This window comes from Methylovulum psychrotolerans (genome assembly GCF_002923755.1).
Lineage (GTDB): Bacteria > Pseudomonadota > Gammaproteobacteria > Methylococcales > Methylomonadaceae > Methylovulum > Methylovulum psychrotolerans.
Window position 1 is genome coordinate 102,478 of the sequence record NZ_PGFZ01000003.1, and the last position, 24,685, is coordinate 127,162.

A 24,685-nucleotide genomic window follows, 5' to 3' on the forward strand; every position below is an offset into this window, starting at 1 on the left:
TTCACTTTACGTCAAATAGGCTACGATGCTAACCGAATTACACGTTGCAAATTTTAAAGCATGGCAAGCCTTGGATATTCGGCTAGGACGGGTTACGGGGCTGTTTGGTACTAATAGTTCGGGTAAGACCAGCATTTTGCAATTTTTGTTGTTGTTAAAGCAGACTAAAAATGCGACGGATAGAGGGATAGTTTTAGATTTAGGTAGCCAAGGCCAGTTGGTTAATTTGGGTACGTTTAAGGATTTGATTTATGGGCATGAAGAAAAGCAGCCTTTAACGTGGAAAATAAAATGGAAGCGGGACGAAACAGCAAAAAATGTTAAAAATAGCCAGTTTATAGGATTCGAAAGTGCTATTGATTTAGAAACAAATGCAAAGGTTTTGTTTAAAAATAAAGAAATGAAACTGCATTTTTTAAGCTATCGTTTTGGTGATCTTTATTTTGAAATGAAGCTAGAAAATGAACGCTATGTGTACAATTCTTATGAAAAGGACGAGCGTAAATCTGGGTATAGCTTTCGAACTCAAGAGAAAAACATATCCCCTAGCAAGACCCATTTATTCCCTAGCCAGCACCCTTTGCTTATTGAGGTGATACCTGGCTCCGACTTTAGCTCAGATTGGATATTATCAAGCCTTGAATCTGCATACGAAGATATGATGGATCAAATCTACTACCTTGGCCCATTGCGCGAATATCCAAAAAGGGAATATCAGTGGTCAGGTTCGGGGTCAACCGATGTCGGTTATCGTGGCGAAGGCACCATTAATGCCATCTTGTCTGCCACCTTTCGTGGTGAAACAAGAACGCTAAGCAATACCGACGAGCCTAAGCCTTTTCAAGAAGTCATCGCCTATTGGCTGAAACAATTGGGCTTGATTGATACCTTTGCCATTAAAGAACTGGCCGAAGGTTCTAGCTTATACCGGGCGATTGTCAAACGCGACCCCGAAAGCCCAGAAGCGTTTTTGACTGATGTCGGTTTCGGCGTTTCCCAAGTATTACCCGCCCTAGTCTTGCTTTATTATGTGCCAGAAGGCAGCACGGTATTAATGGAACAACCGGAAATCCATTTACACCCTTCGGTGCAAAGCGGTCTTGCCGATGTGATTTTACAAGTGGCGCAACACCGCAATATTCAGGTGATTGTCGAAAGCCATAGCGAACATTTGTTAAGGCGCTTCCAACGGCGTGTTGCCGAAGCGCACTATCCTGCCGAAGACATAAAACTGTATTTTTGCGCCAATAACGGCGGCAAAGCGACCTTAGCCGATTTAGATATTGATGAATTCGGCGATATCAGAAATTGGCCAGACAACTTTTTTGGTGATGAAATGGCGGAAATTGCCGCCACCCGTACCGCCGCATTAAAACGTAAAATGCAGGCCGTTTAGCCGATGCCGGAAAAACTCGTCATCGACACCAATGTGGCGATCAGCGCGAACGGTGTCAACACCCACGCCTCTTGGGCTTGCCGATTGGCCTGTATCGAGTTATTGCAAGATTGTAAAAACCGACAAATTGCCATTGATAAACCCGGATTAATCATGGACGAGTATCAAAGGCATTTAAGCTACGCAGGCCAGCCAGGAGTCGGCGATATGTTTTTTAAATATCTGCATGATAACCAATACAGCACCCATAATATCCTTATGGTTAACATCACCCCATCCGATGATGACCGTAAGGGCTTTACTGAATTGCCCGATAATCACCTGGATATGTCAGACCGTAAATTTTTAGCCACGGCTGTGGTGGCTAAAGCCACGCTAGTTAATGCCACCGATAGCGATTGGACGGAACAGTCTGGCTTACTGGATGATTTAGGCATTACCATTAAACAACTGTGTCCCGAACATAGTTGTAAGTGACCGCATACCTCACAAGGCATATAAGGGATTATCGGCAAAAATGAATAATACGCTTTTGCCTAAGCCAAAATACCTCTGGGTTCCTATCGGCATGGCATGGTCAATGGTCACTATGCGTCCAGAAGCGTTCTGCCTGACTGTGCTTTTGCTGATAACGCTGAGTTTGCCGACGTTCCGCCGCAAGGCTGGGCTGCTGGGCGTTATAGGGGTATTGCTCGCCTTGTTGCCTTTTGCGCCGATAGGGATTACCGCAACCGATGCGCCCGGCCCGCCTAAGCTTATCGAGTGCTGCCCTGGAATGCCGTTACGGTATAGGCAAGCGAAAGCGGCTGCACAACGCGGGGAATGTGTGTTCTGCTCCGACATTATCATGGGGTTTGCGGCAAAATACTATCTGGTTTGGTAACTTCTGACTGAGATAACAACGGCGGCACACAAAATCTCTACGATAGTTGGTATGATATAAACGGCTGCCCTTGATAGTTACCTAGCCCTCCAAATCCTAAACTCATTTAAAAACGACGACTTGCAAACGACATGATCCCAGAACTAGGCCACTTTTCCCTCATCCTCGCCCTGTGTATGGCACTGGTGCTAGGCACGTTACCCATCATCGGCGCATTCCGGGGCCAAGCGGGGTGGTTGGCGGTGGCGCGGCCCGCCGCTTTTGCGCAACTCTTATTCGTTGCCATTGCTTACGGCTGTTTGACCTATAGCTGCATTATCCACGATTTTTCCGTAGCTTATATCGCCCATAATTCCAATACCGCCTTACCGTTTTTATACCTCGTTTCCGGGGTATGGGGGGCCCATGAAGGCTCTTTGCTGTTATGGGCGTTGGTGTTGGCGTGTTGGACAGGTTTGGTCGCGCAGTTCAGCAAAACCATCCCCGAAGCCACAGTGGCGCGGGTGTTGGGAGTGATGGGCTTGGTGTCCATCGGCTTCTTGCTGTTTTTACTGCTCACCTCCAACCCATTCGAGCGCTTGTTTCCCGCGCCCCTAGAAGGCCGCGACTTAAACCCGTTGCTGCAAGACCCCGGTTTGGCGATCCATCCGCCGATGCTGTATATGGGCTATGTCGGCTTTTCGGTGGCGTTTGCCTTTGCCATCGCCGCTCTGCTAGAAGGCCGCTTAGATGCCGCTTGGGCACGCTGGTCGCGGCCTTGGACGAATATGGCTTGGACGTTTTTGACCTTAGGCATTGCCTTGGGCAGTTGGTGGGCGTATTACGAACTGGGCTGGGGCGGCTGGTGGTTTTGGGATCCGGTCGAAAACGCCTCCTTTATGCCTTGGCTGGTCGGTACAGCGTTAATGCACTCACTGGCGGCGACCGAAAAGCGCGGCGTGTTTAAGACTTGGACGGTATTATTGGCGATTTTTGCCTTTTCTTTAAGCCTGTTAGGCACCTTCCTAGTGCGTTCCGGCGTGTTGACTTCTGTCCACGCCTTCGCCAGCGACCCGACCCGTGGCTTGTTTGTTCTGATCTTCTTGGCTATCGTCGTCGGCGGCTCCTTATTGCTGTACGCCATCCGCGCGCCATACGTCAAAAGCAGCGCAACTTTTGAACTGGTCTCTAAAGAATCGGCGATTTTATTAAATAATGTCTTACTGGTCGTCACCGCCTCCAGCATTTTGCTGGGGACACTGTACCCGCTGGTCATTGACGCGCTGGGCTTGGGGAAAATCTCCGTGGGCCCACCGTATTTTAACGCCGTGTTTATCCCGCTGATGGCACCTTTGTCGGTAGCGGTTGGGGTCGGCGTATTGCTGCGTTGGAAAAAAGACAGCTTGGCGGCGTTGGGTTTGCGCCTACGCTGGATCATCGGTGGCTGTGCCGCTGGCGGCCTTGCCTTGCCTTTACTGATGCCGTTTTATTCCTGGGGAGCGGCGTTGGGATTAACCTTGGCCTTATGGACAGTCGCCATTGCCGTTTTGGCCTTTAGCGAGCGCTTGGGCGTTAAAGGCTTGTCTTGGCAGCGATTGGCAGCGATTCCGGCGGGCTTTTACGGCATGACCATCGCCCATTTAGGGATAGCCGTGTTCGTGGTCGGTATTACCTTAACATCGGTGTATAGCGTCGAAAAAGACGTGCGCCTTACGCCTGAGGAAACCCTGGATATGTCGGGGTATATTTTTAAGTTCCACGGGGTCAAAGAAACTCAAGGCGCGAATTACGTTGCCCAACAAGCCTTTATCACCGTCAGCCATAACGGCCAGCAAATTGCCCAGTTGGAACCGCAAAAACGTGTTTATCAGGTGCAGACTATGCCCATGACCGAAGCGGCGATTGATGCCGGACTGTTCCGGGATTTGTTCGTCGCCATCGGCGAACCGCTAGGCGACGGCGGCGCGTGGAGCTTGCGGATTTACTATAAATCCTTCATCCGCTGGATTTGGTTGGGGGCGGTGTTTATGGCGGTGGGCGGTTTGTGTGCGGCTTGCGATCGGCGTTATCGGGTGACTAAAACCGTTTGATGAGGGATAGCGATTGCTTGCTATTCTTCTAGCTGCTGCGGTGTCGGTTTATTTTGTGCACAGATTTAGGCTGGATTTTCCATGAAAATGATTACAGGTTTGGGGAAATCAGGAATATCGCGGATTTTGCTGGTCAATCTCTGCATAATGGCCTCATTGTTTGTGGGTGGCATGTTATCCTCTTGATGCCGTGGTTACTGTTTGGCCTCTATTCCAATGTACCGTCCTTCAGAATCAAGATCAGACAGAGACACTTCTAATGTATTGGCTTTAGGACTTATGATTAGTTTGCAACGCGTGATGTATTCCATCGTAGCCCACTTGCCGTGGTTTTTATATTCATCGACTTGAATATCGTAGCTTTCGTAGTTAAAGACGGTTACTTTTTCCGGTGTCATCTTTTAATCCTTAATTTAAGATTCGATAATTTGATTCTTAGAAATGGCAACGCCAGCAACAAATGCAAGATGGAAGTCATTGGCTAACTGGCCTTCTGTGAGCGTGCCAGGAATAAGTAATGATTGACTGATATTGCGAGCCTCCTCAATTTCTTTTAGCCTTCGATTGGCATAGGCAACGTAATCATCTTGAAATAATCCAGAATCAATTAAAGTCTGGAAATAAAAATTCAAAGCTCCGGCAGCGGCCTCGTCAAGAAGCACAAAATACCGCCCAACCGGAATTGCTTTTGTTGGATATTCTTGCTTAAGCCATTCGCGGATTTTGTTTATTCCACCAGGATCATCGGGTGAACAATTGTAAATGGCAAAAAAATAAGCCGCGAACCGCTCATCACTTCCATCAAGTTGCCGCTCCAGTTCGGAGGTTGATATGAACCGTAAATTAGTCATTGGCTACCCGTTTTTTTTAGCACTTTTCGTGGATATAAGGCCTGATTGTAAGCAAAATCGGTTACAAAGGCATCTTTTCCGCCATTATTCACAAAACGCCCGGATGCTGGCCAAAATCCCCGCGACATCCAAGCCGCAGATTTCCAGCAATTCCTCGCGGGTGCCCTGTTCGACGAAGCTGTCGGGCAGGCCGAGGTTGAGGACGGGCTTGAGCTGTTTGCGCGCTTGCAGGAGCAGGTTGACGGCGCTGCCCGCGCCGCCGGACAGGACGTTTTCTTCCAACGTCACCAGCAGGTCGTGGCTGGCGGCCAGTTCCAAAATGAGGGCCTCGTCCAGCGGTTTGACGAAGCGCATGTTGGCGACGGTCGCGCCCAAGGCTTCGGCGGCGGCGAGGGCGGGGGTGACCAAACTGCCCCAGGCGAGCAGGGCGATGCGCTGGCCGTGGCGGCGGATTTCGCCCTTGCCGATGGCCAGGGTGTCCAGCCCGGGCTGCACCGCCGTGCCGGGGCCTTTGCCGCGCGGGTAGCGCACGGCGGCGGGGCCGGGGTGCAAAAACCCGGTGCTGAGCATCTGCCGGCATTCGTTCTCGTCGGCGGGGGCCATGACCACCAGGTTGGGGATGCAGGCCAGGTAGCTGTGGTCGAAGCTGCCCGCGTGGGTGGGCCCGTCGGGGCCCACCAGCCCGGCGCGGTCGAGGGCGAACAGCACGTCGAGGTTTTGCAGGGCGACATCGTGGATGAGCTGGTCGTAGCCGCGTTGCAGGAAGGTCGAGTAGATGGCGACCACGGGCTTGGCGCCTTCGCAGGCCTGCCCGGCGGCGAGGGTGACGGCGTGCTGTTCGGCGATGGCGACGTCAAAATAGCGGTCGGGGTATTGCTGGGAGAACTTGACCAGCCCGGAGCCTTCGCGCATCGCGGGGGTAATGCCGAGCAGGCGGCTGTCCTGCGCGGCCATGTCGCACAGCCAGTTGCCGAACACTTCGGTGTAGGACGGGTGCGGCGAGGGCGCGGACTTGGGCAGGCATTCCTTGCCGGGGTCGAAGGCGGGCACGCCGTGGTAGGCCAACGGGTCTTTCTCGGCGGGCGGGTAGCCCTTGCCCTTTTTGGTGACGATGTGCAAAAAGCGCGGCCCTTGGATGTGCTTGAGGTTCTCCAGCGTGCCGACCAGGCTGTCCACGTCGTGGCCGTCGATGGGGCCTATGTAGTTGAAGCCCAACTCCTCGAACAGCGTCCCCGGCACGATCATGCCCTTGACGTGCTCTTCGGTGCGCCGCGCCAATTCCCACACCGTCGGCATCTTGCTCAGCACCTTCTTGCTCTCCTCGCGCACCGACGAATACAAACGGCTGGTCAGCACCTTGGACAGGTAGTTGTTCATCGCCCCGACGTTCGGGGAGATGGACATGTCGTTGTCGTTGAGGACCACCAACAAATTCGCGTCGATGGACCCGGCGTGGTTCATGGCCTCGAAGGCCATGCCCCCGGTGATGCTGCCGTCGCCGATGATGGCGACCATCTGGCGGTCCTCGCCTTTCAGGCGGGCGGCGATCGCCATGCCCAACGCCGCGCTGATCGAAGTGCTCGAATGCCCCACCCCAAACGCGTCATACTCGCTCTCGCTGCGGTTCGGGAACGCGCAGATGCCGTCGCGGCTGCGGATCGTCGTCATCCGCCCCTTGCGCCCGGTCAGGATCTTATGCGGGTAGGCCTGGTGGCCGACATCCCAGACCAGCTTGTCGGACGGGGTGTCGAACACATAATGCAGCGCCACGGTCAGCTCCACCGTCCCCAGCCCCGCCGAGAAATGCCCCCCCGACACGCTCACCGATTGGGTCAGGAATTCGCGCAGCTCCTTGGCGAGCGGCTTGAGCAGGTCTTTCGGCAGGCGGCGCACATCGGCGGGGCTGGCGATGTCGTCGAGCAGGGGGAAGCGGGCGGAGGTATTCATGTAGACAAAAGTTCCTTAAGAAGTCGGGGCAATGGTAAAGGATGGGCTGAAAATAATGTAAGGGTTAAGGGCTTGCTTCGGCCACGGCTAGGGATAAGTTCAGCCCCAACCGGGCATATCCTGAATTTGCGCCATAATGCTTAGCCAAATCCTCGGCAGACGGGTGATTATCCTGATTAATTTCCGAGCAATCAAGTGGGTAATGCCCGGCAAGGCAAAATGCCGTTGCTTTATCGTGCCACTTTATGCCGAAAAGCCGCAATCTTTGACAAAGGGCCGCTACAAAATCCAGTTAGCGTTTATAATAGCCGCTTTTAGGTTATTTTACCCTGAATGGATCGGCAATGATGCAAGCTTTGGCACTTTCTCTCCTTACGCATTGCGCAACCTGGGCATCGACTAGGGGCGGACAGAATAAGCTGTTTATCCTAATTTATCACCAAGTGCTGGACGCGCCGGATGTTATGCGTCCTGGTGAGGCGGATATCGCCAGTTTTAGCTGGCAAATGCAGCTGTTGGCGCGGCACTTTAATGTCCTGCCGTTGGCTGAGGCGGTGGCCCGCTTACAAGACCGGAGCTTGCCGCCACGTGCCGTCACCATTACTTTTGATGACGGTTACGCCGATAACCTACGCAACGCCGTGCCTATCCTTAAGCAGCAGAATTTGAGCGCAACGTTTTTCATCGCCTCCGGTTACTTGGAAGGTGGGCGGATGTGGAACGATACCGTTATTGAGGCTATCCGTAACCTCCCGCAACCCGAAGTGGATTTGAGCGCTTTCGGTTTGGGCGTAATGCCGCTGGTTAGCCCCGCGCAACGGGCCGCCACCGCCCGCACCTTGCTCAAGTGCCTTAAACATTTGCCGCCCGAACAACGCTTGGCGCATAGCCAAGCGCTTGCCGCACAGGCCACGGCGTTGCCCGACGACCTGATGCTTACCCGTGCGCAACTGCGCGAACTGCACGCGCAGGGTATGGAAATTGGTGGCCATACCGTTAACCATCCGATTTTGGCGACTTTGGACAAGGCTACCGCCACGGCAGAAATTGCCGAGAACAAAGCCTACCTGGAGCAACTGTTAGCCGCCCCGATCCGATTTTTTGCCTACCCTAACGGCAGGTTAGGCGATGATTACTTACTTGCCCACCGGGACATTGCCAAAGCGTGTCCCTATCAGGCGGCTTTCTCGACCCATCCGGGTGTGGCGACGGCGGCCAGTGATGTATGGCAATTGCCGCGCTTTACACCTTGGGATGCCACACCGCTCAGATTTATGTTGCGGATGGTCTGGCTGTACCTTAAGGGCGGCTAAGCGTAACCGCACACTCTTTGCATAGACCATTTTTTAGGTGACACCCTATGACTGCCAAACATTATAATCCTCTCTGGCTATGGGCGTTGGGCTGTTGCCTAGCGGTCGGCGGGACTGCCGCCTTGGCCGCCTCCACCCTCGCCCCCTGGGTAGGGGTGTCCTTAGACGGCGAACGTTGTAGTGGCCGCGAGATAAGTTACGGGCCATTTGATTATACCAATGCCGCGAACAAGGGGGACAAACTCAATATTGTCGAAACGTACCATTACACCAAAGATATCCAAATGCTCATTAAAGGCAATACCGGTTATTTGGGTGAAGACCTTGATTATACCGTAACGGCTTTCCCTAACCACCATAAGGCCTTAGGCACGCTGATGCACTACCAATTGATTTATCAGCACGACATTGCCACAAAAGCCAAGCGGCCTTTACCTTCCCCTGTGGAATGTTATTTCCAGCGGGCAATTCATTTTGCTCCGCAAGACCCCCTTAATTATATAATGTACGGGACGTATTTGCGCAAAAGCCAACATCCGCAAGAAGCCAATGAGCTGTATAAAAAAGCCTTGCAGGCCTTACCTAATGAGCTTAGCATCAACTACAGCTACGGCCTGTTTTTGTTTGAAAGTAAAAAATATCCCGAAGCGTTGGCGCAAGCCAAGTTGATTTATGCGCAAAATTTCCCTAAACAAAAGCTCAAAGAATTGTTGATAAAATCAGGGCATTGGCAAAAATAACCATGAGAGATATTGCGGTCACTTTATTATTTGCCTTGGGATGCTTTTATACCTTAAAAAGGCCTTATGTCGGCATTTTAGTCTGGTCATGGCTAGGTTTTATGAACCCGCACCGGCTCTGTTATGGGTTCGCCTATACCTTGCCGTTTTCCTATATCATCGCCTTGTTGACTGTTGTGGTTTACGCCATTTCAAATGAGCCTAAGGCCTTGCCTAAAGATAAGCTGGTGGTGCTGATCATTGTGTTTTTGCTCTGGATGAGCGTCTCGACTATTTTTGCCATGAACCCGGTAGACGCGAATGAATATTATATCCGCGTCCTGAAAATATTTTTTCCGGTCCTCTTATCAATGACTTTGTTCAAAAGCCGCGAACGTATCCACCAATTGCTCTGGGTGATTATTGTCTCGATTGGTTTTTTTGGTGTTAAAGGCGGCATTTTTACCGTGTTGAGCGGCGGTAGCTTCCACGTTTTTGGCCCACCCGAATCATTTCTCGAAGAAAATAACGCTTTGGCGGTTGCCGAATTGATGGTGATTCCGCTGATGGTGTATATGCGCGGCCAGCTTGAACAGCATTGGCAAAAGCAATTGATGCTATTTTGTATTGTCGCCATGGCGTTTTCTGCATTAGGCTCGCAATCGCGCGGGGCTTTTTTGGCTATGAGCGGGTTGGGCGGCTATTTTTGGCTGCAAAGCAAGCGTAAAGTGCCGGTGACGCTGGCATTAATCATTTTGGTGTCAGTGCTCTACCAATTCCTGCCCGAATCTTGGTATCAGCGCATGGACACCATCAAAACTTACGATCAGGACGAGTCCGCGCAAGGACGCATCCGAGCTTGGACGTTTGCCTATCACGTCGCTAATGACCGTTTGTTCGGCGGCGGTTACCAGCTATGGGCGCGGGTTATTTACCGGCAATATTTGCCTGGCTATACCGACGAAATGCCAGCCTATGTCGCCCACAGCATTTATTTTCATGTATTGGGCGAACATGGCTGGATAGGCTTGCTGCTGTTCTTGACGATTTTTTTTCTGGCTTGGCGTTATTGTTCACAGGTTGCTAAGCTGACGAAGAATAATCCTGAAAAAAAATGGCAGGGGGATTTGGCGACCATGATTAAGTTGAGTTTGCTGTCTTATCTGACGGGTGGGGCGTTTTTAAGCCTGTCTTATTTGGATTTGACTTGGCAATTGGTAGCCATAATCATTTTGTTGAAAGAAATGGCCACGCCCATTACTAAAGTCCCCGGCTTGATTGACCGTAAACTGAATCCTGACCTTGAAATACAGACAAAGAAGGAAAAGCAGCGCCGCTTGTGGCATAACCCCGAATAGAGCACCACCCTTTCAGGGCAAAAATCGTGTCAAAAATCGGCTGATGACAAAATAGCCTCCCCTTTGGGAGCGAATAAACGGTAAAATCACCCTTTGTAAAGGGCTAGGGAGCCACACGCATTTGCAAATGCGCGGTCTGGCAAGTAAGGGGCATCCGATGACAATTTATAGCACTATTGAGTAAGCACATTATGGCAATTGAACAAATGGTAAAAAATATCTTACGGCAGCATCTCCAGTTAGGCGATGCGGTGGACAGCTATCAGGCTGATACGCCCTTGCTTGGGGCGTTGCCTGAGCTGGATTCAATGGGGGTCGTTAACCTCATTACCGCCATTGAGGAAAATGTAGGCTGTGTCATTGACGATGACGAAATCAACGCTGACGTGTTTACCACCTTTGGCAGCTTGGTCACCTTTGTGGCATCGAAAAGTTGAGCATTAGCCCTTCCTTTATTGAGTCCTAATTATGAACCCTAGTTATTTGGGTGTTACCCTCACGCCTTTCTTCATTGACGGTAGCCAAGGGCCATTATTTTGCCTGTTCGTGCCGCCTAAAGATCCGCAGGGCGAAGTTTTACTGTTTTTACCCTCTTTTGGCGAAGAGCTGAACCGTTGCCGGGTGATGGTCGCCATGCAGGCGCGGATGCTCGCCGAAGCCGGGGTGGGATGCCTGTTGTTGGATTACTATGGCACGGGCGATAGTGCCGGCGATTTTAGCGAAACCCGTTGGGAACAATGGCTGCGTGATGCCGAAACGGCTTGTGCGTGGTTGATAGGGCAGGGTTACACCAAAATAGGTTTATGGGGTTTGCGCTTGGGGGCAGTGGTCGCGGCAGAACTGGCGGCAGCAATCCCTGGACGGTTTACCCGTCTGTTGCTTTGGCAACCCGTATTGGAAGGCAAAGTGCTGTTTACGCAATTTTTACGCATACGCCTGGCAATGCTGATGGACAGGGGCGAGCCGAAAGAAACCACCCAGCAAATGCGTGAACGGTTACAGGCGGGTAAGCCGCTAGAAGTGGCGGGTTATGAAATCAGCCCGGTGTTGGCGGCGGCGCTTGACAGCAAGGCCTTAGTGGCTATCCGGTTACCCGCTGGCCTTCAGGTCAACTGGTTTGAGCTGACGCTGGCAGATCAGGCCGAGCTGAGTATCGCCAGCCAAAAAGTGGTCGCTGCTTGGCAAAGCCAAAACGTGGTAGTGGTTACGCAGTTTTTTTCAGGCCCTGCCTTCTGGCAATTGCATGAGCGCGAACTGACCCCCGACTTATTGGCAAAAACCACCGGCATTTTCTTAGGTGAGCGGACATGACGATAAAAACACAAGAAATCCCTTTGCTGATTGACTGTGAAGGTGTGGCACAAATCGGCATTTTTCATCGTCCCGAACAGGCGCGAAACATCGGCATTGTCGTCGTGGTGGCTGGGGGGCCGCAATATCGGGTCGGCTGCGCCCGCCAAATCATTTTGTGGAGCCGCCGTCTGGCAAGTGACGGCTATCCGGTGTTGCGTTTTGATTATCGCGGCTTTGGCGACAGTGCCGGCGAGTTTGTCGGCTTTGAAGGAGTGAACGCCGACATTGCCAGTGCCGTCGATAAGCTGATGGCACTGATGCCGGATTTGACCAGCGTTGTGCTTTGGGGCGAATGCAATGCCGCTTCGGCAATGATGATGTACGCTTGGCGGGATAAGCGGGTCAGCGGGCTGGTCATGCAAAACCCTTGGGTACGCAATGAAGCGACTCAAGCGCGGATGTATATCAAACATTATTATTTGATGCGCATTATGCAAAAAAGCTTTTGGCTGAAATTGCTGAACTTGCAGTTTAACCCCTTGGTGTCCATGACTTCGCTGGTAGATCTCTGGCGTAATGCCAAGCTGTTTGAGGCCGTCCAAGAGTCGCGGGTACGCCAAGAGTTCGAAAGCCTGCCAAGTTACCAGGAAAAAATGTGCGAAGGCTTGGCAAAATTTCCAGGCCCCGTGCTGTTACTGATGAGCGGCTATAGCCTAATCGGTAAAGAATTTGATGAACTGGTGTCGTTATCGGCGCGTTGGCGGGCGGTTTTAGCCGCCAAAGCCTTGACGCGTATCGATATGCCGGATGCCGACCATACCTTTTCGCGTTCACAAGACCGGGAAAAACTTGTCAACCATGCCCTCACTTGGCTTAACCAACGTTGATTTTATGAATGCACAGCCGTTAATCAGTATTATTATCCCGACCCGCAACCGTGGTGAATTGTTACAAGTTTGCTTGAATGCCATCCGAGCCCAGACGTATCCGCATTATGAAGTGCTGGTCATTGATGATGGTTCCAGCTTGGCTAACCGCGAAATTTGCCGGGGGTTGCTGCAACAGTATGACTCCCGTGTCCAATGGCACGAAGTTCACGCACCTGACACCCAAGGCTGCGGGCCTTCGGTCATTAGAAATAAAGGTATTGCCTTAGCCCAAGGCAAATATGTGACGTTTTGTGATGATGATGATTTTTGGACGTGCACTGAGCATTTGGCCACAGCGGTCACTTGTATGGAGCGGCAAGCGGCGCAAGTGTATTTTGGCGGCATTCAAGTGCAAGACCCTAGCGGCAATGTCATTATTGAAAAAATGATGCCAAAAGTCGAGCATTCCTTAAAACCGGCACAAAAACTGGCGGATTATGATGTCTACGCGGTCTCGCGCCAACAAATCCTGTCTTATCCCGATTATGCACACCTTAACATCACTATCACGACTAAGGCCTTGTTAGACAAAATAGGCGGTTTTTGGGAACAGATTAATTATTGCGAGGACATTAACCTGTTTATCCGTGTTTGTGATGCGGCCGAGATTATTTTATTCCGCCCCAGCATTTGCGCAGTACATAATGCGCCCGCCAAACGCTTGGATATGTCGGTGTCGAACAGCCTGAGCCTGCAAAATAAACGCTTGCTGGAAGTCAACGCTTACCAGCATTTGCTGATGGCGTGCGACAGCCCATGCGCCTTGTATTACACCCGCATCAGCCTGTCTTATTTGTATAAGGTCATTAGTGAAGAATTGGCACGGGGCGGTAAAAAAATGGCCGCCCTGCAATATGCCCAATGTGCCTTGGCGATGTACCCTACACTCAAATGGTCGGTTTATCTGGTTTGGCTACATCTGAGTTTTGCGTTTAGATAAGGTTGTACGTGTAGGAAAAGCAAACGGTGTTTGCCTGCCCTGTACGCCCTGATACTGATCTGTTGAACGGCAGCGGCTATTTAACCCCAGCTTTTCCGCAGTAGCACTTCATCATGCCCAGGCAAGACCAAATCTGGCAACAGGCCGACTGGCCCGAAACCGTGGTGCTGGTAAAACGCCAAGGCCTTCTGATTAAACGCCGAAGCGACCACCCAGAGGTTTTGGCATTCCAAGCGGGCTTGGCTTTCCGCCCAAGCTAACAGTTCACCACCGATACCTAGCCCCCTAAAATCCGCCGCCAAGCCCAACAGTTCAATATAAGGCCCGCGCAGCCACGGATAGCGCAGGCAGATAACCCCCACCAGAACCCCTTGTACTTCCACCGCATAACGTTTTAAAGCCGGATCGGTGCGCAACAGGTACTTAGCTAAGGCTGCTGCCGAAATATTTAAGGTTAACCAGGGTTCGCTGGCCGCCAATAGCTCTGCCAGCACCGTCGCTTGGGCGGGGCTAAGAGTTTGGGTTAAACGGCAATGCTTAAGGGTTTCTTCTGTTTGGCTAAAGGCGGTAGGGTTCATAAGTCCTTAGAGTAAGAGAGGGTTGAGGTGTGGCTATAGGCTAAAGTCTTGGTACGGCGGTTAACGTTTTAAACCGACTTTTCCCATCATTTTACCCGCCTGCGCCGACATAATTGCTATAATATCGGCAAAAATTGCCTGCTTGCCGAACTATGCCTTTTGCCAAACACTTAGAACATGCCATTGAACGCCTCATGTATGCCAGCCGTTGGTTACTGGCGCCCATTTATGCCGGCCTAAGCCTAGTGCTGCTCGGTCTGTTCATCAAGTTTTTTCAAGAGCTGTACCATTTTCTGCCGCATATTTTTGCCATTGGCGAGACCGATTTTATCCTCAGTTTGCTGACCTTTATCGACCTGACCCTGGTCGGTAGCCTGATTGTGCTGATTATGTTCAGCGGCTATGAAAACTTTGTCTCCCGTCTGGATATTGATGCCGACACCGAAAAGCTGGAGTGGCTGGGTACGCATGATTATGGCTCGATGAAAATGAAAGTGGCGACTTCAATTGTCGCCATTTCCTCCATCCATTTGCTAAAAGTGTTCATGGATATTAATGCCACCGCCAATGACAAACTGCTCTGGTATGTGGTCATCCATTTGACCTTAGTCATTTCGGCCCTGCTGATGGGCTATTTGGACAAACTGACGAAACATTGATGATACGTTTATTGTTGCTAGGCACGGCGGGTTGCCATTTATGCGAACAGGCCGAGGAATTGCTCGCGGCCTTGCCGCCCGCGCAAGTAGCGGTCGAGCAGGTCGACATTGCCGAAGCCGAACAGTGGCAAGCCCGTTATGCCATCCGTATTCCTGTTTTATATCACCCTGAAACCACTTCCGAGTTGTGCTGGCCGTTTGACCAGACCGACCTTCGCCATTTTATTGAGGCATTATGACTGAATTCCGATTAGAAAAAGACAGCATGGGCGAGTTGCAAGTCCCTGCCCACGCCCTGTACGCGGCGCAAACCCAACGTGCGGTGGAAAACTTTCCGGTCAGCGGCTTGGCGATGCCGCCCGAGTTTATCAAAACCGTCGCCTTGATTAAAAAAACCGCCGCCATCGTCAATGCCGAGTTGGGCGAGTTGGATGCGGAACTGGCGCAGGCCATCATCGCCGCCGCCGAGCAAGTCATCAGCGGCCAACACCGCGACCAATTTCCGGTCGATGTGTTCCAAACTGGCTCCGGCACCAGCACCAATATGAACGTCAACGAAGTGTTGGCGCAGTTGGCCAGCGGCTTGGCGGGCAAAGCGGTCAGCGCGAATGACCACGTCAATATGGGGCAAAGCAGTAATGATGTTATCCCCACCGCCATCCATGTCAGCGCCGCGCTGGAATGCCAGCAGGCACTATTGCCCAGTTTGGCGCATTTGGCCGCGACCATCAGTGCCAAAGCCGCATCTTTAGACCATGTCACCAAAACTGGGCGCACCCATTTGATGGATGCCATGCCTGTGCGCATGAGCCAAGAATTGGGCGGTTGGGCATTGCAGATCCGTAATGCCAGCGACCGTTTGCAAGCGACCTTGCCGCGCGTTTATAAGCTGGCCCAAGGCGGCACGGCAGTCGGCACCGGCATTAACGCCGACCCCCGTTTTGCGGGCCAGTTCGCCGCCGTGTTAAGCGCCGCCACGGGCTTGCCGTTTACGCCGAACGAGTCGCTGTTTGAGAGCTTAAGCTGCCAAGATGCCATCGTCGAGTTATCGGGGCAGTTGAAAGTCATCGCGGTCAGCCTGATGAAAATCGCCAATGACCTGCGCTGGATGAACAGCGGCCCCTTGGCGGGCTTGGGCGAAATCGAATTGCCTGCCTTACAGCCGGGCAGCAGTATCATGCCCGGCAAAGTCAATCCGGTTATCCCCGAAGCCACGGCCATGGTGGCGGCGCAAGTCATCGGCAACGATGCCACCATCACCATTGCCGGCCAATCCGGCAGTTTCCAGCTTAACGTCATGTTGCCTGTGATTGCCTATAATATCCTGCAAAGCATTGAGCTGTTAAGCAACGTCAGCCGTTTGTTGGCAGACAAGGCCATCGCCGGGTTTACGGTGCGGCAAGATAACCTGCAACAAGCCTTGGCGCGGAACCCGATTTTAGTCACCGCCTTAAACCCCATCATCGGCTACGCCAAAGCTGCCGAAGTCGCCAAAGCGGCTTATAAACAAGGCCGCCCGATTATCGAAGTCGCCGCCGAAATGACCGAGTTGAGTGTGGAGGAATTGGCGAAGCTGTTGGAGCCTGCGGGTTTGACTGAGGGGGGGATTGGGGGATAGCCTGCTAACGCCGCCGTCAACAAAAGCCTATAGGCCGGCACGCTAATCCTGTTCTGCCGTTAACGAACGGCCTGTCAGGATAAGCTTGCTTTCTATTATAATGATGGTTTATTGGCTAGTAACCAAGTCATCATCCCTTTTATGGCAGGGAAAACTGTTCTGCCATCTTCACCCCAACCTAAGAAACTCATGACCACCCAACCCAGTAAAGATTTAGAAACCTTCGATAACCCACAGCCTGGCCGTGATTACACGATCCGCATCGACATCCCCGAATTCACTTGCCTCTGCCCAAAAACTGGCCAGCCGGATTTTGCCACGCTGCAAATCGAATATGTGCCTGCCGCCCTGTGCGTCGAACTGAAAGCACTCAAGCTGTATATGTGGACGTTCCGTGAGCGCGGCGCGTTCCATGAGGCGGTCACTAACGAAATCCTTAATGATATTGTCGCCGTGACCCAACCCAACTTTATGCGTATCCGTGCCGAGTTTAATGTGCGCGGCGGCATTTACACTACAGTCGTCGTCGAGCACCGCAACCCCGCGTGGCAAGCGCCCGAATTGGTCAATTTGCCGTAGGATCATCATGACAGTAAAAGAAGCCTTGTGCGTATTGCCGCAATATATTTTGCCGCAACACAGCCTCTCGGTATTGCTGAGCAAGCTCACCCATAGCGAAAACCCCACCGTTAAAAAACTGTTCATCGAGCAGATTATCAAACATTACGGTGTGGATATGAGTGAAGCTTTGCAGCAAGACCTTAGCCAATTTACCAGTTTTAACGACTTTTTTACCCGTGAGCTCAAGCCGGGCGCACGCCGTTGGCCGGACGCGCTAGGGGCGGTGGCTTGCCCCGCCGACGGGGCGGTCAGCCAAGCCGGGGCGATTACCGACGGTACGATTTTTCAGGCCAAAGGCAAAAGCTTCACCGCTACAGCCTTGTTGGGCGGCTGTAGCGAACGTGCCGCACCGTTCCAAAACGGCCAGTTTACGACCATCTACTTGGCCCCCAAGGATTACCACCGTCTGCACATGCCGATAACCGGCACGCTGAAAGAAATGGTGCATGTGCCGGGGCGATTGTTCAGCGTCAATACCGTTACCACTGCAAATGTGCCCGGGCTGTTCGCCAGAAACGAGCGCGTCTGTTGCCTGTTCGACACTGCCGTAGGCCCTATGGCTTTGGTGTTGGTCGGGGCGATTTTTGTCTCCAGCATCGAAACCGTCTGGCATGGCGTAGTTACGCCGCCGACCATCCGCAGCGTCCGCCAATGGTCTTACGGCAGCGATGCCCCGACTTTTAGCATTGGTGCGGAAATGGGGCGCTTTAATATGGGCTCGACCATTATCGTGCTGTTCGGTAAAGATGCCATGCAATGGCAGGATGGCTTTAGTGCCGGGAAGACGGTACGGCTGGGCGAGCAGATCGGGCGGTTGTTGTAACCCGATGTTAGGTAAACCGTCGCTGCGAGACAGGAGTCGAGTAGTCCCCAGAAGCGATAGTGCCTGAGTTTTCACGAAGCGAAGCGGAAGTGAAAATGCAGGCTATACGAAATCGCGTCGAGTCATTGGAGAGCATGTGAGCCACCCCTTGTTGGGTGGCGAGCGAGTGACCAGGACGGCTGGGGCAGCCGAAGGCATAAGCGGTCGCGTGATTTTTGCTGATTGACCGGCAAGGATGCCGAAGCAATCTTTCGCAAAAATAGCGACTCCCCTTTCGCTTCAACCGCAGGTTCCAGCTCGATAGGCTTCCCATGCGCCTGCTTGTTGCCGCCATCGCCGTTGGGCCTCGCCCAGAGGTTTGGATCCCCTCGGCTGAAGCATCTTGCTAATCAGGAGAAGATTTGGCGAAATGGGCTTATCATGCTGGGAGTCCGTGGTCGCCTTAAACTTGCGCTTGGTTTTACATGCCTTGTGGCCTTATCCATCAACCGGCTGATTCGGCGGCGGCTGACGCTGCGCTGTTGGTCGGACAACGCCTTCCTGATGCGCCGGGTGCCGTAAGTTGCCCGGCTCCTCTTAAAAGGCTATGTTACCGTTAATTGTTGAAAATTCCCCAAGGCGGCATTGAGCAACCATTGAGGGGATGGTTTGGGGTGCTGTTCAAAGACCCGCCTGATGCCTTCCGTCCGGCAGAACGCTCTGTAGGAGGGGTTGCCGTCGCTGACCAGCACAGGCTTGAGGGCTTCCGTCAGGCTTGCCTTGGTCAGCGGGCCGTTGCCCGTCACGAAATCGGGCGTGTGGCCGGAGCGGTCACGCGCCACCAAGATACAAGTTTGCTGGTTGGAGATGCCGGGCAGGGTGGCGAACCCCCCCGCGTTTCCTTGGGCGGCGGCTTAGGTTGCGCTTGCCCTTATCCGATTCCAGGAGATAGGTTTCATCGGCCTCGGTGATGCCTTCGAGCGTGGCGAGACGGTCAAGGCTGATGCCGGACAGGAACCGGTGCCGCCACCGGAAGCTGGTGTTGCGGTGCACACCCGCATCGGTGGCGGACTTGCGCACCGTCTTTGATTCTGCCAGAGCCGCCAAAGTAGCCCAGTCATTTGGGCTTGTGGCGTAGCCGCGCCAAGGGCGTCCCCGTCAGGGCGTTGAAGGTTTTCCGGCAGCTTTTGCAGCTATAGCGTTGCAGGCCGCTGGCGGAGCCGTAACGTGACAGCCGGATGCCCGCACAGTGGGGGCAAGCGGGGTTTAATTCGAAACGGGCCTCGATTACCCCAAGGGTTTCGGGCAGGTCGGTTTGCGGGTTAAGGGTGGCTTTGGCCAAGTTACGCTGATGATGGCCAAGCCCCCGGAGGCTCGACAGCAATTCTTTAAACTCTTCGGCAATCATGGGCTTATCCAGGTCGGATGGTGATTTGCTAATTGGACGGGATTTTAGCGGTATGATTCCATAATTAACGGTAACATAGCCTCTTAAAAAGGCTATGGATAATTGCCGTCAGTTCGATATCCTCCTTTTCTTTCATTGCTTGGGATCGATGCAGCCAAGCGTAATAAGCACTACGCGAAACCAGCACTTGTGCCCCAGAGGGTATAAACCGACACATTGAATCGACAGGAAATTCCGTGGCATGTTGCTTGATCCAGGCGTACTTTACCGTTGATCCTTGGCAAAGTACGCCGCCGCCTTTTTTAATAAATCATGCTCCTCTATCAATCGGGCGTTTTCTTTCTTCAGACGCTTAAGTTATTCATATATATATATATCAGGTGCTTAAGTTCTTCGTATATAGAAGTTACGCATTGACGGCCAGGTTACAATATGCCTTTTAAAAAGTCACATACAATTGCCAGCAGAAGAGCAGACCATGATAAGGACAATCACCCATCCCACCTCAGCCCGTTGCACCCTGCCGATGTACATCGGATTTTTGTTGGGCGAACCCAAATACGGCAGTTGCTGCCGTCTGGCGGAAGTTATGGACATTTCGCACGATAACGCGACCCGCTTCCTGCAACGGGAACGCTACGAAGGCAAGGATTTGTACAACGAATCCGCGCCCTTGCTGAACCTGAAAGGCGGCACATTGAGCGTTGACGACAGCGTGCTGGACAAACCTTACAGCCAATATTTGGCGTTTGTCGGCCATTTCTGGTCGGGTAAGCACCACCGTTCGGTGAAGGGCATCAGCCTCATCACGCTCTACTATTCGGACACCGACGGCCAGCACCTGCCCGTCAACTTCCGCGTCTACGACAAATCGGAAGGAAAAACCAATACCCACAAGGGGCACTAGGAACGACTATTTCCGTGAGATGCTGGAGGATGTCCTGGCTTGGGGTCTGGAACCGGCCTTTGTGACCGGGGACAGTTGGTACAGCGGCGTTGACAACCTGAAGCGGGTAAAAAACCACCGGCTGGGTTGGCTGTTCGCCGTGGAAAGCAACCGCACCGTCTCCGTGGACAAAGGCCGCTGGGTGCAGGTGCAAAAGCTGGACATCCCCGATGACGGGCTGGCCGTTTGGCTCAAGGACTTCGGTAACGTGAAGCTGTTCAGGACATGGCTGAAAGACCAGCCGCGCCACTACGCCGTTTACTTGGCGGATGATGAACAGCTTGCGTCCTTTGGCCGGAAAGCGTTCCTTGAGCAGCATGACAGGCATTGGCATATTGAACAGTACCACCGCGCCATCAAGCAGGTCTGCAATATCGAGCGTTTCCAGGTGCGCACCAAAACCGCCGTCAAAAACCACCTGTTCGCCGCCCTTTGTGGTTACGTCCAACTCCAAAAGCTCAGTGCCATGTCATTGATAGACAACTGCTATAGCGTTCAACGCAACCTGTTCAATGAAGTCGTTGCGGGCTTCATCGGCACGTTGATGCCGACCATAGTACATCTCAACTCAGAATTTCAGTCTGTCGTCAATGCGTAACTTCTAGTATAAATGATCGTCCGTCCGCACCGTTTTGTCCTGCGCCATTGGCCGACTATATTTGTTGATCCAGGTATGCAGGGTGTTTTCATTAACACCTAACTCTCTGGCGGTTTGGGCAATGGGTTTGTCGCTTTCATTGGCCAGCTTGACGGCAGACTCTCTAAATTCGGCGGTATAGGTTTTGACTTTTTCTTGGCTCATATTAGGATCACACTCTTTTTAGGATATTTTAAAGTGTGTGTCCGATTTAGTGTAGCCACATCAAACGGTTACGGTGTTTTTGTACAAGAAGGCTTTGGCCGGATAACGTAAAGCGGGCAAAATTGGCAAACGCTTCCCGACCCATGGGATGCCGCTTCATTCATCATCCCAATCACGGTATTGCTTAGGTGGTATGCCGTGCTGTTCAAGTATACTGATCTGTGGATAACGGCCATCATTGGCGGCGAAGGTTTCAACCACTAACTTGAACCACCAATCATCACCAAAATCAAAATGGAAGGCCAGTTCCATGCCTTTATAAAGCGGGAGTTCACCCACTGTGACATCTTCGGTGCAGGGATCTGAATTGTCATAGGGGTGGTTAACCTGTTCTTCTAAGCCATAGCGGTTTGTATAAATAAACTCATACAAATGGTCGTTATCAAAAGCAAAGGCACTTAAAATGTTGGCGGCCAAGTCATCCAGCGTGGCGGAGGTGGGGGCGGCCAGTTTGCAATAGGCTTTGCCTAGGCTGACTTTAAACACACAAAAGCCGTTTTCCAGTGCCAGAATTTCCGGTTCGCGCAATTCCCTTTGCCAACTGGGAATATGGGGTTTTATGGCAAAATGCCAGGGGTTGCCTTGAGCATCTTCCGGGAGGGTGTTGAATAGTCCGCCAGTCAACATCATGCCTTCCGGGAGGCAACTTAAGAATGTCCGCCCCCAATCGCTGGGTTCAATACCAATAATAGGCCAAGTCTCGCCTGTTGAATGGGTAGCCAATTTGATCCGAACAAAGCCGAACAATTCCATCAGCGCCAGATTCAGCAAGCCGGGGGTATAGCGCAGATACTCAACGTCAATATTCGGCACTTTACTCCCCAGTGGCTTGCCTAATACGTCCTTAAAAAGCATCAAGATACGGTAAGGATTTTGGCTTCCGTTAATACTGTCGAGCATTTTGCCGTTACCGCGCAACCACCAGGCCTGAAATAAGGCAAAATAACGCTCGGTTGGGTTGAGTGTCTGCCAGTCCGCCAAAACGTCAGTATCTAGCCGGAGTGTTGCAACTTTTTTGTCAACGAGGATGTAGCTTAACCCTGATGCTCTGAGCAAAAGAAACAGGCCGTTAATATGAGGGAAGGATTTTTGCACGGGGCGCTTCAGCTTTACGTCTAACGGCTTGGACATCAGTTGGTTGAGGTGCGGCAACGCTTTGATCGGCAATAAATGCTGTTGACCGGATACGGGGATGCCTTTAGGGCCGATAAAATCGAGTAGGGTGGCGAAGTCCTTGAGTAGGGTGCCTGGGGCATGGTCACTAAAAAGCTGATTATTTAGGCTAAGGATTTGCTCAGGGGTGGGGTTTTCGGTTAATTTCGTCATAATTTTTATTTTTGTCCTTAACGGCTTTAGAGTAACTTTCGATATTCGTTTTAAACCCCGCCGAGTTTGTCATAAGTTACCCCATACGGAGAGGGCGTAATAGACTTTTTCAACCGCTGGATTTGTGTCTATTAAGGTCATTTCTATTTTAGACCGCAAAACCAACAGCTTGCCGGATTATGGCTATGAGTGCCACTTCGGCGGGGTGTGTTATTTGTTGGTGCGTGGAATGCAGCCGGAGCAGCCGATGAGTGGGGTATATCGGGATAGGCCGGATACGGGGAGGGCGGAGGACTTGGCGCGGTTGTTTGCTGGGAGTGGCTAATCAGGGGGTATGGCAGGTGCTGCCTGCTTAGATGACTTTAGCGAAGCATCTCCACCAGTGAAAATTAAAAACTTTACTAGCCGGAACGGCGGGCAGTCCCTTGGGTTGGCTTGTTGGGCATGAATTAAGCGCATTTCGCCCGGCAACGGAATGGGTGTCGGCTTAAGTTGGATTGCCAACCGACTTAAGCCAGTGCTTGATGGCTCTCTTTACTTGCTCTTCGGGAATTATCACGAGTGCCGACAGGCTCCACTCCAAAAAAGAGCAAACTGCTAACCGTTGTAATTCAGTGCACAAAAATTTGAAATTCAAGTGCGCTGATTCTTCCGACTTAGCCCGGCCATATTCAGCCAAAGTATTTAATGTCCAATCGGTAACCAATTGGCCGTAGTTATCCCTATTCAGAACGGCCCATTGCATATAAGCGGGTATTAGGGACAAAAGGTCGGGGCTCCTTGGCAGTTCCATAGGATTCTGGTTTGCTTGGATTTCCGCATCTAAGCCAATTGCTAAATGACTTGACCCTGGAAATGCACTCTCGATGACTTGGGATATATTAAGTGGACCCCATTGTCCAGACAATATTTAGCCTAGTTTAAGATAGTGTCATTGCCATTGCAGCGGATTAGCGCTGCCCCGTTTCTCCGTTTGAAGCATTTCGTTTATCGCTAAAATGATCTGCTATTTTTGCCCCGCCGCCGACCGCCGTCCGATAGACTTCATCGGGCGTTTTATAGCCCAGTGATTGATGGTAACGTCCGCTGTTGTAAAAAACAAAATAGTCGGCCAGCCCTGATAGCAATTCCGGCAAATGGGCGTAACCTTTCAGATAAACATCCTCATGCTTGACGCTCCGCCACAGCCGTTCGACAAAAATATTGTCCAATGCCCTGCCGCGTCCGTCCATGCTGATTGTGATGCCGTTGTCCTTGAGTACGGCTATCCATTTGTCGCTGGTGAACTGCGCCCCTTGGTCGGTGTTGAAGATTTCGGGTATCCCGTAGAGCCTGAGCGCAGTTGCCAAGCAATCCACGCAAAAGCCGACATCCATCGTGTTCGACACTTCCCAAGCCAAAACCTTACGGCTGTACCAGTCGATGACCGCCACCAGGTAGACAAAACCGTGCGCCAGCCGGATATAGGTTATGTCCGTACTCCAAACGTGGTTAGGGCGGACAATGCCCAAGCCCCTGAGCAAATACGGGTAAACCGCGTGCGCCGGGTGGCTTTTGCTGGTGTTGGGGCCGGGTGCCATCCCTGCCAAGCCCAGGATGTGCATCAGGCGCTGCACGCGCTTGCGGTTGACGCAATGGCCTTCGGCGCGTAGCCAAGCCACCATTTTCCGGCTGCCGTAAAAGGGGCGGCGGGTGTATTCCTCGTCCAACAAGCGCAGCAACATCAGTTCGAACCCGTCCACCCTTTCCGCTTTACCCGCATACACGGTCGACCGGGCGATGCCCGCCAAACGGCATTGGGCTGTTACTGGCAACTGCCCGTCATTGGGGGCAACCCACGCTTGCCGCAGGCTTAAGGGTTGATCCCGGACTTTTTTTTCAGCCAGTCCAACTCCATGTTGAGCTGTCCTATCTTGGCGTACAGGCGTTCGGGGTCGCTTTGCGGGTCAACCGCCTTCGGGCCGCGCTTCGTCTCAAACAGTTGCCCGGCATTCTCCAGCAAGGCTTTTTTCCAGAGGCCGACTTGCGTCGGATGGACACCGTGTTCTTGGGCTATCTCATTGGCCGTCTTTGTACCTTTGACCGCCTCCAACGCCACCTTCGCCTTTTGTGCGCCGGTCATCAATTTACGCTTTTTCTCACTCATTTTCGTCCACCTGTTTTATGA

24 protein-coding genes and 5 pseudogenes are annotated in these 24,685 nt (G+C 52.2%); 19 read left to right on the top strand and 10 right to left on the bottom strand.

Going from position 1 to position 24,685, the window contains the following annotated elements; all coding sequences use genetic code 11:
• Window positions 1–25 precede the first annotated feature (25 nt).
• The 4 genes from AADEFJLK_RS08480 to AADEFJLK_RS08495 all read left to right on the top strand — a co-directional run bounded on the left by AADEFJLK_RS08480 (window position 26) and on the right by AADEFJLK_RS08495 (window position 4,348).
• On the top strand, window positions 26–1,396 hold the full coding sequence (locus tag AADEFJLK_RS08480) for a DUF3696 domain-containing protein (RefSeq protein WP_103973953.1): 1,371 nt from the start codon (window positions 26–28) through the stop codon (window positions 1,394–1,396).
• 3 nt (window positions 1,397–1,399) lie between these two features.
• Window positions 1,400–1,873 (top strand): hypothetical protein, encoded by a 474-nt coding sequence (locus AADEFJLK_RS08485; protein ID WP_103973954.1) that lies wholly within the window; start codon window positions 1,400–1,402, stop codon window positions 1,871–1,873.
• 40 nt (window positions 1,874–1,913) lie between these two features.
• Window positions 1,914–2,279: a hypothetical protein gene (locus tag AADEFJLK_RS23900; RefSeq protein ID WP_146054542.1), complete on the top strand. Its 366-nt coding sequence runs from the start codon at window positions 1,914–1,916 to the stop codon at window positions 2,277–2,279.
• 131 nt (window positions 2,280–2,410) lie between these two features.
• Window positions 2,411–4,348: a heme lyase CcmF/NrfE family subunit gene (locus AADEFJLK_RS08495; protein ID WP_103973956.1), complete on the top strand. Its 1,938-nt coding sequence runs from the start codon at window positions 2,411–2,413 to the stop codon at window positions 4,346–4,348.
• 194 nt (window positions 4,349–4,542) lie between these two features.
• On the opposite strand, the gene AADEFJLK_RS08500 is transcribed toward AADEFJLK_RS08495, so the two are convergent.
• The 3 genes from AADEFJLK_RS08500 to dxs form a co-directional block, all read right to left on the bottom strand.
• Window positions 4,543–4,746: a hypothetical protein gene (locus AADEFJLK_RS08500; protein ID WP_103973957.1), complete on the bottom strand. Its 204-nt coding sequence runs from the start codon at window positions 4,744–4,746 to the stop codon at window positions 4,543–4,545.
• 15 nt (window positions 4,747–4,761) lie between these two features.
• On the bottom strand, window positions 4,762–5,199 hold the full coding sequence (locus tag AADEFJLK_RS08505) for a hypothetical protein (RefSeq protein WP_103973958.1): 438 nt from the start codon (window positions 5,197–5,199) through the stop codon (window positions 4,762–4,764).
• An 84-nt stretch (window positions 5,200–5,283) separates the two neighbouring features.
• A complete protein-coding gene (gene dxs, locus AADEFJLK_RS08510) occupies window positions 5,284–7,146 on the bottom strand; it encodes a 1-deoxy-D-xylulose-5-phosphate synthase (RefSeq protein WP_103973959.1) in 1,863 nt (620 codons plus the stop codon).
• Window positions 7,147–7,282: 136 nt separating this feature from the next.
• Between dxs and AADEFJLK_RS25050 the strand changes: the two genes are divergently transcribed.
• The 8 genes from AADEFJLK_RS25050 (at window position 7,283) to AADEFJLK_RS08545 (ending at window position 13,698) form a co-directional block, all read left to right on the top strand.
• On the top strand, window positions 7,283–7,549 hold the full coding sequence (locus AADEFJLK_RS25050) for a hypothetical protein (protein ID WP_211299176.1): 267 nt from the start codon (window positions 7,283–7,285) through the stop codon (window positions 7,547–7,549).
• Window positions 7,491–8,459 (top strand): polysaccharide deacetylase family protein, encoded by a 969-nt coding sequence (locus AADEFJLK_RS08515; protein ID WP_249028008.1) that lies wholly within the window; start codon window positions 7,491–7,493, stop codon window positions 8,457–8,459. Before AADEFJLK_RS25050 ends, AADEFJLK_RS08515 begins: the two co-directional genes overlap by 59 nt.
• 47 nt (window positions 8,460–8,506) lie before the next feature.
• A complete protein-coding gene (locus AADEFJLK_RS08520) occupies window positions 8,507–9,199 on the top strand; it encodes a tetratricopeptide repeat protein (RefSeq protein ID WP_103973960.1) in 693 nt (230 codons plus the stop codon).
• A gap of 2 nt (window positions 9,200–9,201) precedes the next feature.
• Window positions 9,202–10,536, top strand: coding sequence for a putative O-glycosylation ligase, exosortase A system-associated (locus AADEFJLK_RS08525; RefSeq protein WP_088618242.1), 1,335 nt, complete (start codon window positions 9,202–9,204; stop codon window positions 10,534–10,536).
• A 191-nt stretch (window positions 10,537–10,727) separates the two neighbouring features.
• Entirely contained in the window at window positions 10,728–10,973 is a 246-nt protein-coding gene (locus AADEFJLK_RS08530; RefSeq protein ID WP_088618243.1) for an acyl carrier protein, read from the top strand.
• A 31-nt stretch (window positions 10,974–11,004) separates the two neighbouring features.
• Window positions 11,005–11,847, top strand: a complete 843-nt coding sequence (locus tag AADEFJLK_RS08535) for a hydrolase 2, exosortase A system-associated (RefSeq protein ID WP_088618244.1) — start codon at window positions 11,005–11,007, stop codon at window positions 11,845–11,847.
• Window positions 11,844–12,716 carry a hydrolase 1, exosortase A system-associated gene (locus AADEFJLK_RS08540; protein WP_088618245.1) on the top strand — a complete coding sequence of 291 codons (873 nt, stop codon included), beginning with the start codon at window positions 11,844–11,846 and terminating at the stop codon, window positions 12,714–12,716. Before AADEFJLK_RS08535 ends, AADEFJLK_RS08540 begins: the two co-directional genes overlap by 4 nt.
• Before the next feature lie 4 nt (window positions 12,717–12,720).
• A complete protein-coding gene (locus AADEFJLK_RS08545) occupies window positions 12,721–13,698 on the top strand; it encodes a glycosyltransferase family 2 protein (RefSeq protein WP_170065064.1) in 978 nt (325 codons plus the stop codon).
• Window positions 13,699–13,778: 80 nt separating this feature from the next.
• Here the strand turns inward: AADEFJLK_RS08545 and AADEFJLK_RS08550 are convergent, their stop codons facing one another.
• Window positions 13,779–14,276, bottom strand: coding sequence for a GNAT family N-acetyltransferase (locus AADEFJLK_RS08550; RefSeq protein ID WP_103973962.1), 498 nt, complete (start codon window positions 14,274–14,276; stop codon window positions 13,779–13,781).
• A gap of 152 nt (window positions 14,277–14,428) precedes the next feature.
• Here AADEFJLK_RS08550 and AADEFJLK_RS08555 point away from each other — a divergent pair, with 152 nt between their 5' ends.
• From AADEFJLK_RS08555 to asd, 5 genes are all read left to right on the top strand, one after another.
• Entirely contained in the window at window positions 14,429–14,935 is a 507-nt protein-coding gene (locus tag AADEFJLK_RS08555) for a TIGR00645 family protein (RefSeq protein ID WP_103973963.1), read from the top strand.
• Window positions 14,935–15,174: a glutaredoxin family protein gene (locus tag AADEFJLK_RS08560; protein ID WP_103973964.1), complete on the top strand. Its 240-nt coding sequence runs from the start codon at window positions 14,935–14,937 to the stop codon at window positions 15,172–15,174. The genes AADEFJLK_RS08555 and AADEFJLK_RS08560 overlap by 1 nt, the downstream gene beginning before the upstream one ends.
• Entirely contained in the window at window positions 15,171–16,553 is a 1,383-nt protein-coding gene (locus AADEFJLK_RS08565; RefSeq protein WP_103973965.1) for a class II fumarate hydratase, read from the top strand. The genes AADEFJLK_RS08560 and AADEFJLK_RS08565 overlap by 4 nt, the downstream gene beginning before the upstream one ends.
• Before the next feature lie 189 nt (window positions 16,554–16,742).
• Window positions 16,743–17,132 (top strand): preQ(1) synthase, encoded by a 390-nt coding sequence (queF, locus tag AADEFJLK_RS08570; protein ID WP_103974162.1) that lies wholly within the window; start codon window positions 16,743–16,745, stop codon window positions 17,130–17,132.
• Between the two features lie 7 nt (window positions 17,133–17,139).
• Entirely contained in the window at window positions 17,140–17,997 is an 858-nt protein-coding gene (gene asd / locus AADEFJLK_RS08575; RefSeq protein ID WP_103973966.1) for an archaetidylserine decarboxylase, read from the top strand.
• Window positions 17,998–18,390: 393 nt separating this feature from the next.
• On the opposite strand, the pseudogene AADEFJLK_RS26055 reads toward asd, so the two are convergent.
• From AADEFJLK_RS26055 to AADEFJLK_RS26060, 3 pseudogenes are all read right to left on the bottom strand, one after another.
• A pseudogene (locus tag AADEFJLK_RS26055) lies at window positions 18,391–18,578 on the bottom strand (IS3 family transposase); the annotation flags it as partial.
• Between the two features lie 3 nt (window positions 18,579–18,581).
• Window positions 18,582–19,384, bottom strand: a pseudogene (locus tag AADEFJLK_RS08590) (IS1595 family transposase).
• 79 nt (window positions 19,385–19,463) lie between these two features.
• Window positions 19,464–19,741: pseudogene (locus AADEFJLK_RS26060) on the bottom strand (IS3 family transposase); the annotation flags it as partial.
• A gap of 124 nt (window positions 19,742–19,865) precedes the next feature.
• On the opposite strand from AADEFJLK_RS26060, the pseudogene AADEFJLK_RS08595 reads away from it, so the two are divergent.
• Window positions 19,866–20,928: pseudogene (locus tag AADEFJLK_RS08595) on the top strand (IS701 family transposase).
• A 6-nt stretch (window positions 20,929–20,934) separates the two neighbouring features.
• On the opposite strand, the pseudogene AADEFJLK_RS08600 reads toward AADEFJLK_RS08595, so the two are convergent.
• A pseudogene (locus AADEFJLK_RS08600) lies at window positions 20,935–21,132 on the bottom strand (transposase); the annotation flags it as partial.
• 156 nt (window positions 21,133–21,288) lie between these two features.
• Complete coding sequence (locus AADEFJLK_RS08605) at window positions 21,289–22,518, bottom strand: IS1096 element passenger TnpR family protein (protein WP_103973969.1); 1,230 nt, start codon at window positions 22,516–22,518, stop codon at window positions 21,289–21,291.
• 124 nt (window positions 22,519–22,642) lie between these two features.
• Here AADEFJLK_RS08605 and AADEFJLK_RS23905 point away from each other — a divergent pair, with 124 nt between their 5' ends.
• A complete protein-coding gene (locus tag AADEFJLK_RS23905; protein ID WP_146054543.1) occupies window positions 22,643–22,843 on the top strand; it encodes a hypothetical protein in 201 nt (66 codons plus the stop codon).
• 625 nt (window positions 22,844–23,468) lie between these two features.
• Here AADEFJLK_RS23905 and AADEFJLK_RS08615 read toward each other — a convergent pair.
• Window positions 23,469–24,664, bottom strand: a protein-coding gene (locus tag AADEFJLK_RS08615) for an IS3 family transposase (protein ID WP_428839025.1) whose coding sequence is annotated in 2 segments (ribosomal slippage) — window positions 23,469–24,388 and window positions 24,388–24,664 — 1,197 coding nt in all. Because the reading frame shifts where the segments join, the coding sequence is not laid out codon by codon here.
• Window positions 24,665–24,685: the final 21 nt, after the last annotated feature.